The sequence below is a fragment of the Rahnella sp. WP5 genome, from assembly GCF_000745615.1.
Taxonomy (GTDB): Bacteria; Pseudomonadota; Gammaproteobacteria; order Enterobacterales; family Enterobacteriaceae; genus Rahnella; species Rahnella aceris.
Window position 1 is genome coordinate 377,677 of sequence record NZ_JQJR01000006.1, and the last position, 16,723, is coordinate 394,399.

Below are 16,723 nucleotides of genomic sequence, written 5' to 3' on the forward strand. Positions count from 1 at the left end.
AAAAAACGTAACCGGAACATGTAAATTGGTGGCATTACTATAAATTACTGGTCTAAATTTTGACTTAAAAGTGGTGCCAACAAATGAGCACAGATTTCGAAAATTTATTAAAAGAAACTGGATTCGCTGACGAAGTTCGAAGATTTATTAAACAAGCGCAAACAGATGAGCTAAAAACTAAGGGTCTGTACTCCGATAAAGTTTGCTCTTATAAATTAAAGGTAAGCTTTGGACAAGGTAATATTGCCCAGGTTCCTTGGATAGCTTTCTTGGGTGAGGGTCAGGAGGTTTCAGACGGAATTTATCCAGTATTCCTTTATTATAAAACTGACGACCATTTAGTGTTGAGCTATGGAATAAGCGAAACCAAACCACCGAAAAATAAATGGCAAAATTCTATACTGCAAAATAAAACGGTATCTTTACATATGCAAGAAAAGGGTTTTCCTTTTAAACGCTATGGTTCCTCTTATGTCGCGACAGTCTATGAAAATGCCTCCAAGATAGTTAACTCTCCATCTTTTGATACAATTCTTTATCATGACTTAGGTAAAGTCCTACAAGACTACCAAGTGATATTAGAAAGTGAAGGAGCAGTTGAAAGTACTCCTATTACCACCGTTTCAGAGGACAATATAATGTTAAATCAGATTCTCTATGGTCCTCCTGGAACGGGTAAAACTTACGCAACCGTGAACACTGCACTCAGTATTTTAGACAAAGATTACTATGAAACTAATCAGTTCAATAGAACAGTACTTAAAAAACGGTTTGAGAAACTTTGTGAGGACGGATTTATTAATTTTGTAACCTTCCATCAAAGTTTTTCTTATGAAGATTTTGTGGAAGGCTTACGTCCTTCGATTGGCGTAAGCAAACAACTTGAATACCATGTTGAACCGGGGATATTCAAGAAAATATGCACCAATGCTATGACGTCTCCTTCTAAAAGATTTGTATTAATCATTGATGAGATTAATCGAGGGAATGTTTCACGTATTTTTGGAGAGCTTATTACTCTCATTGAAACATCAAAGCGCAAAGGAGAGGATGAAGAATTGGTAACAAAACTTCCATACTCAAAAGAAACCTTTAGTGTACCTAACAATGTTTATATCATCGGTACAATGAATACCGCTGATCGTTCTCTTTCAGGACTTGATGTCGCATTACGTCGTCGTTTTATTTTTCGTGAAACACCCCCACAGCCTGAATTACTTGCAGATATCCGTATCGAAGGCCTTAATGTTGGGGAAATGCTTGCTGTTATTAATAATCGTATAGAAATATTACTTAACGCAGACCATTGTTTGGGACATGCGTATTTCCTTCCTCTGAAGAAAAATCCAACTCTTGAACAGCTGTCTTCTATTTTTAAAGACCAAGTAATACCTCTTTTGCAAGAGTACTTTTTCGAAGACTGGCAAAAAATTCGCTGGATCCTCAATGATCATCGAAAAAATGATGATATTTGTTTTATTTCACCTACTCAGTGGGATCAATCCCTCTTTGGCTCCGAGGTGACAGAACCTCTGAAAGGGAATACATACAAAGTTAATGATAATAATTTCTCAAAAATTGAAGCCTATCTCGGTATCATCGATACTAGATTAATTTCCGCATTGGAAAAAATAGCTGATGAGAAGAATGTGTAATGTTAGCCATCACGGTTAGAGAATTTGCCAGGTTAACGACATCAAGCATCGAGCCTACCTTGGATCGTGCTCAAATTTCTGCTAGCGCATTTGATTATCTCTGTAGACTGGCCTCATCCTTCAATGGCGGAACAGGTTTATTACAAGTTGAAGATCGAGCATGGTTAAAACTCGATAACCACGTGGGCGTTATTGAAACGCCCTGCGGTACGCGTATTGAGATTCTGCCTAAAAGCTTTATGGATGAAGATTGCGTCATTAAAGCAAGAAGACTTCTTCGAAAAATGATTGAAGCATCATTCGATCTCCCCACTCGTCATGTTGGGGAAGCATCGCTTGAACTTTTTAATGCACCTCTTAGCGAATGGGTAATGGAGAGATTTGTTGATTCCTTCAGCTCTTTGATTAAAAGAGGATTGCGTGCCCATTATCAACGCCTAGATGAAGAGCAGTTTTATCTTAAAGGGCAAATTAACTTTTCAGCGCAGATGAGACAATCGCCTAGCCAACAACATAAATTCCAAATCCGCCATGACATTTTTACTTTTGATCGTGCAGAAAATCGCCTTTTGAAATTAGCCTTGTTGCGCGTATCGAAAACTACGCAACAGCCTAGAACATTGCGTCTAAGCCAAGAATTACTTTCCCTACTGAATGAAGTCACTGTCAGCACAGCAATTAGTCGAGATTTTAGTGCTTGGCGAAGCGATCGTTTAATGAGTGACTATCAAGATATTAAACCATGGTGTGAACTGGTATTAGGTGAGCATATGCCTACCTCAATTCTTGGTGAATGGCGCGGCGTCAGCCTCCTTTTTCCTATGGAAAAGCTCTTTGAACGTTACGTTGTGAAATGGCTTAGAAGAAATCTTCCAAATAATGCCATACTTCATGCCCCTGCCAGAAGTAGATACCTTTGTGCTCATCTAGAATCTTCATTTTTTCGATTAGAACCCGATATTTTAATCGAACATGAAGGAAAAACATGGCTGCTTGATACAAAGTGGAAGCGCTTAAATTCTAGTGATAGAGCAAGTAAATATGGCCTTAGCCAGAGCGACTTTTATCAGCTTTTTGCTTATGGGAATAAGTACTTAGGCGGGCAAGGTCACATGTTTTTGATCTACCCCCTCACCTCTACTTTTAATCGGCCGCTTGCCGATTTCTCATTTAGTGAAACACTCAAACTCAGCGCAATTCCATTCGATATCGAAAATGAAGAGCTCATAGTTGAGCACGAACTTTTACAATTATTTGATAAGTCATGCAATTAGGCAGTCTTACACTATCTTTTCCAAGACATCCCGCAAAAACCAAAACTGCCGAAAAATTCCGCTTACTGTACAAATCCCCACGTATTAGACTCTCTTCACTGCGGCAAAATCCGCAGTCAGAATTAGCGTTCTGTCATTTTCTGGTACCGACAACCCTATGAAAAAATGGGGAATGTGGTACGGTCTGTTCTCACCCAAATTATGGTGGCTCAGACAGTGGCTTCTCATGAAGCACCGGATCCAGAAAACCGGTAACGCTAACGCTGTTTGAGCTACCACCCCGAGGTTAGCGTCTCCAGTGGTAGTAAATTCACTATTTTCTGGAGTACTCAACATGCCTAACCTTTACGACAATACCCCGCTGGAACTGGAAGAGATCGTCGATCACTGCCGTGCCTTGTCTTATGCCATTGTGTCGCTGGATAATCCGCAGGCGAAAGATCTGCTGAGCTATATTCTGTGTGAACGGCTTGAAGTGCTGTATCAGACACTGGAAATGCCGATTAGCGAGGATGATGTGGTGAGCATTGACGTCGCGGAAGCACTGGCGCATTAAGCAGATTTGCAGACGTAAAAAAGCCAGCGCAAATGCGCTGGCCTGATGATCCACAAGGCATGTGAATTAGAAATCGTAGAAGACGGTAACCCAGGTGGCGTCAGCTTCGTCGTCTGTGGTGTGCGCTAATGTGCGCTCCACGTAAACAGACAAACCGTAACCGATGGTGGTACCCGCGCCCAGATAAACGTGGTTCGCGTGATATTCTTCGCCGCCTTTCAGTTGCAGGGAATCGGCTGCAACGTATGGCTGGATCGATTTCAGGAACGGCTTGTCGATATTAAAGGTATAACCGACGAAACCTTCCACACCGTAACCGCTGCCTGCGAAGTAATGATCGACAGGATTTTCACGGGTGCTCGGCACGAAATCTTTGTAATAGCTGCCGGTTCCGACGATGTACCAGTTATTTGGCTGCCAGGTTAAAGCCGTACCAGACAACCGTTGATGATAATCTTTTTCGTTATATTGATTATCTTTAACCGTGGCATCAGTCAGGCTATAAGCCGCACTCCAGACTAAATCTTTGGTGAGTTTATAATCGAACCCTAAACCGCCACCATTATTGCGGCGATAATGCTGATTCTCGCCCGCCTGAATTTCATCTTCCGGCAATAAATAGTTGGCATATAACGTCACAGGGCCAAAGTCGTTGGTATATTTCAGGCTACTTTTCGGCTTATTCGCGCCATCGTAGCTGCCGTTAATACCAATACCCGTACCGCCCGCATGACCATCGTTATCCCAGACGTCACTTTTAATCCCGACAACGGAATAATAAATACCGTACTGGTGGCCGTAGGTTAATGTCCCGTAACGATCGTCTTTAAAGCCCGCATATAACTGACGCTGAGTATCACGCTGACCGCCTTCCGGATAATGATCATTCATACCCAGAAGGTTCGCCATGTCCACACCCAGCTCGTAGTAAGCGATGACGGAGGTGTTTTGCGTCAGTTTATAATCACCACGGAAGCGGAAACGGGTGCCGCCATCGTGACCATTTTTATAATAACCCGGTTCCGGGCCATCCACTCAGGACGGATGCTCCCGCCGACCTGCAAGCTTAATGGCGCCAGCAAAGCATTACTTTGAGGATTTTTATCTAAAACAGTAATCTCGGCCTGGGCGCTGGCAGATAATGCCGACAGCACGACGCCGCCAATTAAGATTGACGCTTTTAAATTGCTCATTATTACCCTGTCTTTATTATTTATGTGATGTGTGTGCGGTCTTGCGCCGCGTATAAATAATTAACATAGGTATGACAGAGGACAAAGTGAAAATTCAGAAAGTTCCCTATAAGAGAAAAATATGTTTAGGTGAATTATTAAACAAACAGGTTTTTAAATGTAACTCATAGAAACATTATTTGTATTATTGATTAAACAGGTATCAATACGATGAGTAATCCATCAATCGTAAATGATAAGAATGTCAGAATTGAAATATTTAATAACAATTACATCGGAAAAATAGCATCAATAAGTAAATCATGCCAGCGTGATAATAACACTACGTGACAACCCACCGCTTTCATTATTTTAATTTGAGTGGTTTTCAACATCGCCAGAATAATATCCGGTAAACACTGTTATTTATTCAGCCATTTCAATTTTTATCTCATGAATAGCGTTCTGATGGTGAATATCCCCAATTCCCGGAACGGATTTTGCGAGACACATTCCAGATCTGACAACAAAACACTGTAAATATAAACAGGTTATTTCTTTGGCGTACGAACAGGCATAAAGTTCTCTGGCAGCGGCAATCACCTCGCCAGTACCGGGGCCTCGACTCACTGACAATGGAATGACTTGTATGACTGATTCTGATAACCACACCGCGTTCACTACTAACTCTATCTCCGTCTTTCGCTCGCTTATCGCCGGGCTGGATTTCAGTCACTTTGATGATGCTCAGCTGTATGACCTCAATGCGCTGGCGTCAGAATCCGCCGGCGGGTTATGTCAGGGGCTGTTGTGTTTAAGCGAAGGACTGGAGAACAGCGAGATATTGCTCCCGGAAGGGATTTCGCAGGTCAGCGATTATCTGAAAGCTTCCGCTCACCTGATCCCTGTGCTCTTTGAATTATGCGAGCAGGCCAACAGCGGGCTCGCAAGAAGCAAAAAGCTTACGGTGTATCCGATGAACTGACACGCGCGGCGATATCCTGCATAACATTACGCGCTGTTTGGCTGATTCCACCGAGTTGGAAAAAACCGTGGATCACCCCCAGATAGCGCTGTGCGGTGCAATTCACGCCCTGCTCTGTCAGCCGGGAGAACAGCGCTTCACCTTCATCGCATAGCGGATCGTATTCCGCCGTGATGATGTGAACCGGAGGCAACCCAGAAAAATCATCACGCCATAACGGGCTGACTTCTGGATGCATGAAATCCGTTTGCGGATAATAAGCTTCGAACCCGCTGAGCAGCGTGTCGCTGGTCAGCACGTAATCATCGCCATTGCGCTTGTGGCTGTCAGATGCTGCCGTCGCGTCCAGCATCGGGTAAATCAGTACCAGCAGATGCGGCAGCCACTGCCCGGTATTTCGCAGGCGCAGCGCGGTGATCAGAGCCAGATGTCCGCCTGCGCTGTCGCCCATGAGTGTTATCCGGCTGCGTTCAACGCCAAGCCTTTCCGCGTTCTGCCAGATAAAATTTGCCGCCAGCTCTGCGTCGTCATGCGCCGCAGGATAAGTATGTTCAGGCGCTAAACGATACTGAACCGCAATCACCCGGCAGCCACTGTAATAAGCAAGCTGACGCAGCTGATTTTCATGCGTTGCAAAACCGCCACTGACAAAACAACCACCGTGATAATAGATAACGGCAGGCAGTGCGCCTTCTGCATTCAGCGGCGAGAAGATGCGTAACGAGATGCCGTCGATAACCACATCCTCAACCTCTGCACGTGGCTCAATATCACCCGCTAAAACCGTGCTGGCGATATATCCGGCGCGGCGCTGTGCAAAAGTCTGACTGCGCGACGACGGGCGACCTGCAGCGATGAAGTCATTAACAAGCGCGGCGATTGCGGGTTCCAGTGCCATGAAGAATTTTCCTGATTTGGGGGTGGGTAATTATTACATCAGTGTAAATCGCATGAGAGGGGGTGGAAAGTGCACAAAAAGCCCAAATGAACTGATTTTAGACATAAAAAAAGCCACCCGCAGGTGACTTAATTTACATACTAATGGTGCGAAGGCCGGACTCGAACATCGCGACTATCCTTATGATATTTAAAGTGTAAAGTGAAGGGCGTTAGCAAAGATACCATCATTGATACCATCAGTCCAGATTGGTGACTATCGAACAGAGAGAGGGGGCAAGAATAAATTGACTAATCTTCATAAAAATAAAAAAGGTGAATGCCTAACGTCCTATCATAATGCAATGCAAAAATTTTCGAAATAAGAGATGAGAAATATAATTAAAATGTAATACAACCGCTTAATTATCAATACGTTAAGAAAAAATATACATCTGTATATAAACCAGTATTAAGTGTTAAAATCACTGTTGTGTTCAATTGTTGAACATTTATCATATATTTTTCTGAAAACTTGTAAAAATTTCTAAACACTCATCTATTTTAGAGAAAATATATATAAATATTATTATCGACTACGTTTCCCAATATAATTATTTATCTACGCCATTATAAATTAGTGATGAAAGATATAAATTAGTGATAAAAAAACATATTAGAAGCATTTCATCAAACTTATGAGTTATGATTACCTACACAAAAAAAATTATGAGAATATAGATAAAGATATGGTAAGTGAGTAAATTTAATAGTTGTTGAATGGCAAATAAAAATTGATCATATTTCTATTTGTAATTCATTTATCGATTATTCCTGATTTTGGTTGTTTATACTTGATGTTCGGATTGTTGCAGTATGCCAATATCCGCCACTGTAAGTCCTTGCTATAGTGACGAAACCTATACATGTAATAAAAGTCATGACTATAAGAAATACATAAAAATAATTTATAGGTGCTTTTGTATCGAAGGGAGGCAAACAGTAAATTAGTAATCCTAACCAAATGATTGTAATAAACAAACTAATTATTTGATTTATCTTAGATACAGATATTGGTGAAGGGCCAGAAAGTAAATGAACCGAAATCTCTTTAATTCCCCTGGGTTTGGAACGAGATAAAACAACTTTATAAAGTGGACCAGTAACGTTGTCTTCTAACATATCCACATGTTTTTCCCAGTTTTCTTGCCAATACTTACTCCCTCGATTAACGCAAAGCCAACCGAAGGAAAATACAATACCCAGAGAACACAGTAAAACAGATAAATCTGTTTTGGATGGAGATAATGAAGTCTGAATAGCAATAAAACCAGCTAATGTTGCAGCTATAAATGTCCAAAAATATGTTGCTCTTTTCCAATAGTGATCTATTTCATATTTACGAATATCTAAAGCCTGTTGCAAAGCATCTTTATTTATGGCTGTTCCTGATAAAAAACGACTTTGATATTCATCATTGCTGAAATCACGTATAGGCATAATCATCTCCAAGCTAAAAAATGGCAGATTACTCTGCCTATCATTTTATCTAATTTATTTGTATATTGTCTTCGAGGGTTTCGAGTAGTTCAGTAACAATTTTGTCTTTAAAATTAACTATTTTCTCGTAACTTTCAGATATATCAATTTGCTTTTGGTAATCGAACTCTCCGTTATCATCGATTGGTAATTCTACGATCACATTCTCTTTGATATTAGTTAATGATGCTCGGAAGGTTCTATCAAATCCATATTGATCCTTCGTAGACTTTAAATAATAATAAACATACTTAGGAAATATTTTTTTATTCAAGATCTGCAATCGGCCACAATGATCTGTGACCTGAAAAACTTTATTTTCAGCAATATAGGCCCAGTCAAATATACCATCTATTCCCCAAATGAGAGACGGTAAATCGAATTTATCAAGCTTAGTTTCTTTCACATAGCCAAAAGGTTTATTAACATTTGCACTGAATACGTCAACGCCTTGATCTAACTGATCTTTTTTAAATAGCCGCTCTCCAATAGACAATAAGAATGACTTACTTTCTGCCAGTGAGACTTCAAGTGTGCGGCAACCATTCATATACTCCTTCAAGGAAACAGAACATTCGTCAAGTTCATTAATCAAGAAATCAGCATTTTCAATAAATGTTTTAATACGGTTATATTTATCCGCAATTTTCTTTTGCGCATTGAGATCGTATCCACCATTAGAATCTAAAGGAATATCCAATGTAACAAGGCTAGCATTAGGAGGTGTAGCTTTAAAGGAGAAATCAAATCCATAGTCTTCCTTCATATTTCTAATACGAAAAATCACATAACCAATATCAATATTAGGATCACGAATTTTAATTACGGTTCTATCATTACTAACATAGAAACTACTTTTATGTATTGCAAAATTACGGCCGGCACTGCCATCGCCATTTGACGCAAAAGAAAATATTTGATCACCATCTTCAACTAAAATTAGTTTATCATTCTCAACTTCAACGTAAGCCACCGGTAATTCAGCTGCAGTGTAAACCGGATAACCGACAAGTTTATCTTTTGTATCAATTTTGCTATAAAATTCTTTAGTCCAACCTGTTTTAAAGAAAACGAATCCAAAAATTTCATTATCTCCGAGGTTGATAATTTTTGAATTATTCACCGCTATCCTCTTCAACTGTTGCTATGAATTCATTAATTAAGTACGATATTGACTTCACTTTTTCAACTAATTCTGCTTGTGTGATCTCATTCGCTTCGGAAGTAACACCCAAAGCAACTCTCTCATCTTTAGACCACCACCTTTCAATCATCCAGTTGTTTTTTTGACCAAATTCTTCAAATTTTATTACTTTACATCTATTGTTATCTGACGTGAAGTGATTCGGAGAACCTTTGAATTGATTAAAAAGGTTAACCAGTTCATCTAAATCGTTCTCATCAGTCACCCATCTTTTTGCATCTCTTGTCTCACCAATTTCACTGACAAGATAAGAAAATACAGGATTTGTTTGTTCTTCATTTATATCCGATTTTTTTCTCAGACAGATAATATAAGTTTTCTTCGGGGTAGAATAGAAAGTTCGGGTAGGCAAAGATACTACTGCTTCAATGAAACAATTAGTTTTTAAATATCCAAGCATAGATTCCTGATTTAATAATCCATCAGGAACTACAACTATAGCCTGCCCGTCAAGCTTAAGATTTCTAACAATCCATTCCATGGCAAGTGATTCTGTACCACGACCACTAGAAGTATAGTACTTGGCTAAACCTTCTTCATCTATAGAACGTTTCAAACTACTCGAACCACTTGTAACGTAAGGCGGGTTTGTCAAAATCAAATCATAAGGTTCATCATCAACTTTACCAAAAGTACCTAAATTGGATCTTAATAGATGGAAAACTTTATTGAAAGCACCCTCTGAGAATGCCTTAAGATAATTAGGGGTATGGTATTTCACTAATAGATCGGAAAAATAGATAAGCATATTCGCTTTTGCCAATATGATTGTCCTTTCGTCTTCTTTTTCGTCACTACCTTTATCGTATCCAATGATATCAATAGACGGATTAACTAAACCATTCTTGGGTTCAAACTCATTCCAAATATTTTTATTTTCCGCAATTAATTCGAGTAAAAATCCCCCAACCCCGCAGAACGGATCACATACTCTAGCACCTTTTTTAAGTTTAGAAGAATCAGACATAGAAACGATAGCTCTAACAACATTTCGAGGAGTGAAATATTGCCCAAGAGATCTAACTCCCGCATTTTGTCTCAAAAATGACTCATATAAGCGGGTTTTAAACTCTCTGCGAATATATTTGAATGAACCAAATTTGCTATCGTAATCCTGTAGGTCTTTTAAGACTTCTCCAAATAAGCTTGATTGAGCAGTATTAGGCTCACCTTTCTCATTTACAAAAATAGTGCCATTTATAACTGTCGTTCCATCATTTCCTTTTGGAAAAAGCTCTCTAATTTCTTTACGACATGTATTAGCGTAATGCTTGAGAGCTTCAGCAGGAGATTCAGTTTGCGAAAGGTTATAAACAGAAGTGAAATTAAGATGTTTTTTTAGCACACCTACATCACTTAAAAATTTGAAGACGAAAAGTTCAACAACATTGTATAAACATCTTTCTGGTTCTTTACCAGTATTTATCCATATTTTTTGCCATAATGTTTTAGCAAGTTGTGATGGATCTAATACTTCCGGAACAGAAATATTATTATTTTCTTCCGTTAGTGAATAGTCAATTTTATCAATGAGTTTCTCAAAATCCAGTTGCTGTTCATTAGTTAGAGAACCATCTTCAATATGTTTAACATCGAAAAGTTTTTTTAACTCATGACCATTCTCATCACAAATCCTTTCACCATTTAAGGCATTAATCCAAATAGTTTTGCTACCACAAGTTACTATAAGCAACTTACAAAGATTTTTGGCAACTTCTATTTCTTGATTAATAGCCTTATCAATCAATGCATTCGTTCGAAGTTCAGAAGGCTGCTTATATTCAATAACAGCCTTAACATCGCCACCAGCAAGTACGACCAATCCGTCCGGTTTTTTTGTAGCAATGTTTGCATTAACCTTTGTTTTTATTACTTTATTTTTTTTAAGCTGAGATAGGGTTGAACTCCCTACTCGATAGTAGAGATACCGACCTAAGGATTTTGGGGATAGCTGGATTAGCTCTTCACTCATATCAAACTCTAAGTTGTATGTTAACAGGCGAAAATATTTTCCTTAAAATATCATATTTCCATGCAAAAATCGAGTTTTAGATCCAAAAATGTTATATATTTTAGTCCCTTGACATTTTATTGTATGTGAAAGCAAATTAATATTGACTGTAGAAAAAGGTAAAGGAAGAAATAAGAGGATATCAATAATAACCACTAGTAATTATTGGCATCTGCAATTATTTTCATGAAGATAAATCGAGTATAGATTTAAGACATTAAATTCAACAGCAAATAATAGGAAGATCACATGATAGACAAAATTAAAAAAATTGAAAATATTAATGAAATAGCTTATTCTTTCTTACAAGTGAATGGAATCCCCGTAATAAAAGAAAGCTTCAGAGAAAGCAAAGAAAATATAATTGGGCAAGAGTATAGAGTTATTTACTTCAAAAAAATTAGTGGGGAGGATGTTGGGATTGTTATTAGCAATAATGATTTGGAAAATCTAATACTTAAAGAAAACTTTATAAAAGGCCGGACATTATTTTCTTTTATAGGATTTAGCACTATAATCTTTCTCGTTATTACACTCATTTTTTTTATCACAAATTTTTTCGCTGGTAATTTTAAAGTTATAGTTTTTTTATCACCATTAGTTTTTGGTTATTTCCTATATAAAATGGCTTATAACACAGCCGGAGTTTATTTTAAGAAACTAACTGACACTATAACTTTTCTCAGTGCATCAATTGCTGCAGCAGCAGTGTTAGGCGGCATAAACATTGGTCAGATGTTGTATGACGATAAAGAAAACATCGCTTATAAAGTACTCTTTTTTGTAATATTACAATCCTTCTCAATCTTTGCAACAGCTAAATTTTACATTTCATTTGATGATACAATAAAAGAAAACATTATTTATTATCAGAAGGATAGTATATCAAACGACAAACAAAAAGGCTTAGGCAAGATAATTGCAATCTTTGTTTCAATATATTTATTTATCAAAGTAACATTCCATGACTCTAAAAAATACAGGGAGTGAATTATGTAACCTCAATGAATAATCATTTGGATTTTAAATAAATAATAAACATAGGGAATGTAATCACCGACATTCCTACATATGCTGCTGTTGCCACCAATATCAAATAAGGTATATATGAACCATAAAAAGATGATAGCATCGTAAAAAATGAAAGCAGCATTAGAATAATATGCAGTATAATCATTGGAACGTTTTTATTTAGTATGTTTATTAAGTTCATAGTAATACCTTTTGAATTAAGTCATATAATAACTATCACTTCATGAAATAATGTCAACCATATTTATTAACCTTCTTCATTATTTTAGCAAGGGCTAACTCTCCGAAGCTGCTGCGCTCGCTTCTAAGAGTTGCCTTGCTTTTTCTGCCCTTCGGTTGAAAAAGAGAATTCAAAATCGTTAGCGAAGCTATTGACAATCTTTTCATCCATTATATAAAAGTTATATATATGAAAAAATAAGGAATATGTTTATCGTAATCAAATAGCTTTAATCATTACTATAAAATGGAGTTTATATGAATGAAATAAAAAATACATCGAAAATAGATCTGTCGCGATCTTCATGCAGGGGAGCGTTTAACTCAAAAAAAATGCCTACCGAAGCGTTAAGAAGCTATTGCGTCAGTGTGAGATTAAATAATGAAGAACTATCCCTTCTCAATACGAAAAGAGGTCGATATCGCAAAGGTGAATGGCTTCGCATGGCATCCCTCCAAAAATTACCCCCCATTATACCCGCTATTAATACCGAAGCCTGGAAAGCTTTGTCTGAGATATCGCAAAAGTTGAACCGCATTGCCATTCATATAGATGCTAAGAGCAAAGATAGCAAACTTACTCATACTGAATTATTTGCAGTTAAGCGACAACTGGAAGATCTTCGCTGCAACTTGTTAAGAGCAGATTTCTGGAGTGTCCCTCGTGAAGGGAATGCAGAAGATACGCAGAGGTAAGAGCTTCGCTGGTGTAGTCCTATACGCATTAAAAGCTGGAACCCACCATAGAAGCGATCCAACCGTCATTGGCGGGAACCTGTTGAGCGACTCTGCCATTGAACTAATCGCTGAATTCGATACAAGCAAACAGCTTCGCCCAGACGTTACCAAACCAGTTTGGCATAACTCGCTTCGCCTACCCTGCGGTGAAACGCTGTCAAATGAACAATGGGTAATGTTCGCAGATGATTACATGAAGAGAATGGGATTTAGTGATACTCATCTCCGCTGCTATGTTCTACACGACGACGAAGCAGGCCAGCACATACACATTATCGCCAGTCGCATCGACCTCAACGGTGGCAAGCTTTACTTGGGTAGGAACGAAAATCTCATAAGCACTCGTATAATCAGTGAACTCGAAATCACTCATGGTCTGACAGTGACCAAGACAGCGCCATCCCTCTCGAATGTGCAACCGAAGCGGAAGAGAGTGTCCCGTAATGAGAAAATGCTATCTGAACGGACTGGGGAGCCCTCACCAAAAGAAGCTCTTCAACAGATCATTGATAAAAGTTTAGCTGATACGCCTGAACTGCTAACTTTTATCAAAAGGCTGGAAGAAGCGGAAGTCGGCTGGACAGCCAATGTCGCCAGCACAGGAAAGATGAACGGGTTTTCATTCTCATACCAGGGTATTGCATTCAAAGCTTCGCAGCTTGGGAAAAAATACTCGTGGGCGAATCTTCAAAAGCTTCTCAACTACGAGCCTGAACGCGAAAACTCGCTACTTTTGCATACCAGGCCAGTTGCTCCTGCTCCTGCTCCTGCTCCTGCTCCTGCTCCTGCTCCTGCTCCTGCTCCTGCTCCTGCTCCTGCTCCTGCTCCTGCTCCTGCTCCTGCTGAAATGGTAATCAGGGTAACAAAGGAATCACTAACTATTTCTGAGAAAATAGCTTCTCTTACTCCAAAGGCTTCTATTGCTCTTACACCGGCTTTGATACCGAGAACCGTAGTTAAAGCAGATAAACGGCAGCAAATACTTAATGCAGTTTTCGATTTACAAAATGCCCAGAAAATCAGGAAAGCAACACATCCCCGCTTCAGCTTGTGGCTTCCTTTCATTAACCTGTTGAAAAATTACGGTTTTTGTTTGATACATTCATTCCGAAGATTTAAGAGAGTCCTTATGGTCCGCACCTTAACTCCCTTGATACAACCCCAACTTCAAGTGAACATTAAACAGCCGAAATAACAAAGGGTTGTCATCTTATAAAATTATCCACACGCATCACATGGTTTAATCCATTGATTTAATGAGAAATTATTGATCGGTTTCGCAGATCGATAATATATTATTGATAGTTTTTACCTATTATAAGCTTAACATCGATCGGTACAAACGTTTTTACTTAAGTCTGATAAACATCGAAGATTCATCAAGATATCTCCACTCCTGTTAAAGATTAACCAACTTGATGGACACGCAAATGACAACAGAACTCACGTTTAAAGAGCCAGCCAAGCCAACAATTTTTGTGATGAAGCGAACATGGATAGCATTAGCTATCCCAGTAGTAATATTGTTCACATCAGGGCTGGAAGCTGTCACACAGTCATTTGTTGCATGGCTTTTTGCTGGCGCTTTCATTATTTTTACAGCAATACCCAAGTATTTAGACAAACGAAAAAATCATTCAACTATCGATTATTTAAACGAGAAAAATGACGGTTATTACTATCATGAGTTTGATAAAACATCGTTTCTCATAGATTTAAATAAAAAGACTATAAAGCTAAAAGAGAAAAACAAAGAACAAACATACCCATTGAGTGACATTAAAACGTGGCGTTATGATTTAAAGAACTCTGGGAAAATGATTGGCATAGGGATTACCAATGGGATCGTAGCTAAATCTCAAAATGATGCCAACAGATTAAAAGACGCAAAAAATTCAGGGTTTTTTATTTCCGTAAAAGATATTCAGTCACCAGAATGGCAGGTGAGATTTTTTCCGAAGAAAGGACGTTTCAGTGACGAAGCGGGTTTTAGAGATACAGAGCTTCAAATGAAGCAATGGATGCAGGTTTTTGAACAAGTATTAAATCAAGAATAAATATCATAAAACAAGGATAGCGATTATGAAAAAAATCATTATAGCACTTATTACTTTTTCCATTTTTTCAATAACAGCCTGTTCATCATCTGGGAACCAAGCTTTGAAAAATGAAAGCCAAGATTCACTGCAAACGAAGCTCGTAAAAAATAAAACCACTAAGAGTGAAGTGATCAGACAGTTCGGTTCGCCCTCCTCTACAACAACTAATGGAGAAGGTGGTGATATCTATTTGTATGATATGAATAACGCAAAAATGAGTGTGATTAACGTAATCCCTATAATCGGTATGTTAGCAGGAAACACAAAAACGGAGTCCAGAACACTGTCAATAGCATTTAATAAAAATGGCACCGTAGAGACATGGAGCTTCATGTCAGACGACAGAAATCTGAACAATGGATTCATTAACTAAAATTGCATTGAGTTGAGTGTTCTATCCCCGTTGCAGAACGGGGATCATTACAATCTCTTTCTTTTGATAGGCTTACAAGCTGTTGTCACGCGACTGTTAATCTCTTTCATTTCATACTGAGCTTTTAACTCAACGTAGACTTGCTCTAATCTAATTTGATTCCCTTCAATATAATCTACAAGTGCTGTAAGTTGTAAGAACAGGAATTCTTTATTTTGTAAATTACTTATGAAATTACTTTTCATACACTTAAATAAGCCACAAAACATTTGCATTATGTTATCTATATTAATCGTGGAACTACTATAGTCATTACCTGAATAAAAATACTTTAAGTGATACCCTACTAAGATCAAATATAATTTGTATGTGAAAATATCATCTTCTTGTTTGTATTCAGCACAAATATACTTATCTATAAGTATGATCAACTTCTCTTCTTTTGATAGAAATTTCTTTTTATTATCCATAAATTGCATCCTTGCAAGTTATTTTTATCATCCTGATATTTAATAAATACCATAATTGAATTGAAAAGCAAGATCTCTGTAAAAATATATTTACATATTGTAGATTTTATTTCACACCGCATCAATATTTCTCAGGCAAGGGTTCATTTAACTGGTGTGACTTAACCCCATATTTATACGAGTTGTATTGCCATTGTGTGAACTGTTCTTTATATCTGTTATTTTGTTTTCTAAGAATCTCAATTTCCGCTTCCATATTTTTAATTCTTTGTGCTGCAATATTCAAATTAGCAGGTTTTTTTAAAGGGAATTCACTTTCTTTCAACCTTTTTCTTTTTAATAAATATGCTTCTACAATTTCTTTATGAAGAGCCAATGATTGACGAGTTGGTTGCTTCCCAATGTGTGGTATTAATTTTCCACGTAGTGCTTCCCACGTTAATTTTCCTTCCCAAGTATGAATGATTACATTTATCTTTTTTATATCTGCCTGCGTTAAATGTTTAGCCATATATCCTCC

The 16,723-nt window shown here is 38.1% G+C and carries 15 protein-coding genes and 1 pseudogene; 9 read left to right on the top strand and 7 right to left on the bottom strand.

Annotated features, from left to right (window positions below; all coding sequences use genetic code 11):
• Positions 1-83 precede the first annotated feature (83 nt).
• The 3 genes from EX31_RS04255 to EX31_RS04265 all read left to right on the top strand — a co-directional run bounded on the left by EX31_RS04255 (position 84) and on the right by EX31_RS04265 (position 3,485).
• Positions 84-1,655, top strand: coding sequence for an MrcB family domain-containing protein (locus EX31_RS04255; RefSeq protein ID WP_037033518.1), 1,572 nt, complete (start codon positions 84-86; stop codon positions 1,653-1,655).
• Positions 1,655-2,929: an McrC family protein gene (locus EX31_RS04260; protein ID WP_037033520.1), complete on the top strand. Its 1,275-nt coding sequence runs from the start codon at positions 1,655-1,657 to the stop codon at positions 2,927-2,929. The genes EX31_RS04255 and EX31_RS04260 overlap by 1 nt, the downstream gene beginning before the upstream one ends.
• A 334-nt stretch (positions 2,930-3,263) precedes the next feature.
• The gene (locus EX31_RS04265) at positions 3,264-3,485 is read left to right on the top strand and encodes a hypothetical protein (RefSeq protein ID WP_013577139.1); all 222 of its coding nucleotides are present in this window, start codon (positions 3,264-3,266) and stop codon (positions 3,483-3,485) included.
• Positions 3,486-3,551: 66 nt separating this feature from the next.
• Here the strand turns inward: EX31_RS04265 and EX31_RS04270 are convergent.
• Positions 3,552-4,678: pseudogene (locus EX31_RS04270) on the bottom strand (porin).
• A gap of 628 nt (positions 4,679-5,306) precedes the next feature.
• Here EX31_RS04270 and EX31_RS04275 point away from each other — a divergent pair.
• Complete coding sequence (locus tag EX31_RS04275; protein WP_013577141.1) at positions 5,307-5,642, top strand: hypothetical protein; 336 nt, start codon at positions 5,307-5,309, stop codon at positions 5,640-5,642.
• On the opposite strand, the gene EX31_RS04280 is transcribed toward EX31_RS04275, so the two are convergent.
• The 4 genes from EX31_RS04280 to EX31_RS04290 all read right to left on the bottom strand — a co-directional run bounded on the left by EX31_RS04280 (position 5,620) and on the right by EX31_RS04290 (position 11,233).
• Positions 5,620-6,540 carry an alpha/beta hydrolase gene (locus EX31_RS04280; protein ID WP_037033522.1) on the bottom strand — a complete coding sequence of 307 codons (921 nt, stop codon included), beginning with the start codon at positions 6,538-6,540 and terminating at the stop codon, positions 5,620-5,622. The genes EX31_RS04275 and EX31_RS04280 overlap by 23 nt on opposite strands.
• 806 nt (positions 6,541-7,346) lie before the next feature.
• Entirely contained in the window at positions 7,347-8,018 is a 672-nt protein-coding gene (locus EX31_RS25135; RefSeq protein WP_072012256.1) for a RipA family octameric membrane protein, read from the bottom strand.
• Positions 8,019-8,067: 49 nt separating this feature from the next.
• On the bottom strand, positions 8,068-9,180 hold the full coding sequence (locus EX31_RS04285; protein ID WP_037033523.1) for a restriction endonuclease subunit S domain-containing protein: 1,113 nt from the start codon (positions 9,178-9,180) through the stop codon (positions 8,068-8,070).
• Positions 9,173-11,233 (bottom strand): HsdM family class I SAM-dependent methyltransferase, encoded by a 2,061-nt coding sequence (locus EX31_RS04290; protein ID WP_037033524.1) that lies wholly within the window; start codon positions 11,231-11,233, stop codon positions 9,173-9,175. Before EX31_RS04290 ends, EX31_RS04285 begins: the two co-directional genes overlap by 8 nt.
• Before the next feature lie 288 nt (positions 11,234-11,521).
• Here EX31_RS04290 and EX31_RS04295 point away from each other — a divergent pair, with 288 nt between their 5' ends.
• From EX31_RS04295 to EX31_RS04315, 5 genes are all read left to right on the top strand, one after another.
• Positions 11,522-12,262, top strand: coding sequence for a hypothetical protein (locus tag EX31_RS04295; protein WP_037033525.1), 741 nt, complete (start codon positions 11,522-11,524; stop codon positions 12,260-12,262).
• A gap of 519 nt (positions 12,263-12,781) precedes the next feature.
• Complete coding sequence (locus tag EX31_RS04300) at positions 12,782-13,219, top strand: hypothetical protein (protein ID WP_037033526.1); 438 nt, start codon at positions 12,782-12,784, stop codon at positions 13,217-13,219.
• Complete coding sequence (locus tag EX31_RS04305; protein ID WP_051930990.1) at positions 13,188-14,456, top strand: relaxase/mobilization nuclease domain-containing protein; 1,269 nt, start codon at positions 13,188-13,190, stop codon at positions 14,454-14,456. Before EX31_RS04300 ends, EX31_RS04305 begins: the two co-directional genes overlap by 32 nt.
• A 235-nt stretch (positions 14,457-14,691) precedes the next feature.
• Positions 14,692-15,318, top strand: coding sequence for a DUF4755 domain-containing protein (locus EX31_RS25730; protein ID WP_037033527.1), 627 nt, complete (start codon positions 14,692-14,694; stop codon positions 15,316-15,318).
• A 25-nt stretch (positions 15,319-15,343) separates the two neighbouring features.
• Entirely contained in the window at positions 15,344-15,733 is a 390-nt protein-coding gene (locus tag EX31_RS04315) for a hypothetical protein (RefSeq protein ID WP_037033529.1), read from the top strand.
• Positions 15,734-15,780: 47 nt separating this feature from the next.
• Here the strand turns inward: EX31_RS04315 and EX31_RS04320 are convergent, their stop codons facing one another.
• A complete protein-coding gene (locus EX31_RS04320) occupies positions 15,781-16,203 on the bottom strand; it encodes a hypothetical protein (RefSeq protein WP_037033531.1) in 423 nt (140 codons plus the stop codon).
• 121 nt (positions 16,204-16,324) lie between these two features.
• Complete coding sequence (locus EX31_RS04325; RefSeq protein ID WP_037033532.1) at positions 16,325-16,714, bottom strand: hypothetical protein; 390 nt, start codon at positions 16,712-16,714, stop codon at positions 16,325-16,327.
• Between the last annotated feature and the right edge of the window lie 9 nt (positions 16,715-16,723).

Coding starts and splice junctions, on each gene's coding strand:
- EX31_RS04315 (WP_037033529.1), top strand. CDS start 15,344: ATGAAAAAAATCATTATAGCACTTATTACTTTTTCCATTTTTTCAATA.
- EX31_RS04275 (WP_013577141.1), top strand. CDS start 5,307: ATGACTGATTCTGATAACCACACCGCGTTCACTACTAACTCTATCTCC.
- EX31_RS04290 (WP_037033524.1), bottom strand. CDS start 11,233: ATGAGTGAAGAGCTAATCCAGCTATCCCCAAAATCCTTAGGTCGGTAT.
- EX31_RS04260 (WP_037033520.1), top strand. CDS start 1,655: ATGTTAGCCATCACGGTTAGAGAATTTGCCAGGTTAACGACATCAAGC.
- EX31_RS04280 (WP_037033522.1), bottom strand. CDS start 6,540: ATGGCACTGGAACCCGCAATCGCCGCGCTTGTTAATGACTTCATCGCT.
- EX31_RS04295 (WP_037033525.1), top strand. CDS start 11,522: ATGATAGACAAAATTAAAAAAATTGAAAATATTAATGAAATAGCTTAT.
- EX31_RS25135 (WP_072012256.1), bottom strand. CDS start 8,018: ATGCCTATACGTGATTTCAGCAATGATGAATATCAAAGTCGTTTTTTA.
- EX31_RS25730 (WP_037033527.1), top strand. CDS start 14,692: ATGACAACAGAACTCACGTTTAAAGAGCCAGCCAAGCCAACAATTTTT.
- EX31_RS04300 (WP_037033526.1), top strand. CDS start 12,782: ATGAATGAAATAAAAAATACATCGAAAATAGATCTGTCGCGATCTTCA.
- EX31_RS04265 (WP_013577139.1), top strand. CDS start 3,264: ATGCCTAACCTTTACGACAATACCCCGCTGGAACTGGAAGAGATCGTC.
- EX31_RS04325 (WP_037033532.1), bottom strand. CDS start 16,714: ATGGCTAAACATTTAACGCAGGCAGATATAAAAAAGATAAATGTAATC.
- EX31_RS04320 (WP_037033531.1), bottom strand. CDS start 16,203: ATGGATAATAAAAAGAAATTTCTATCAAAAGAAGAGAAGTTGATCATA.
- EX31_RS04255 (WP_037033518.1), top strand. CDS start 84: ATGAGCACAGATTTCGAAAATTTATTAAAAGAAACTGGATTCGCTGAC.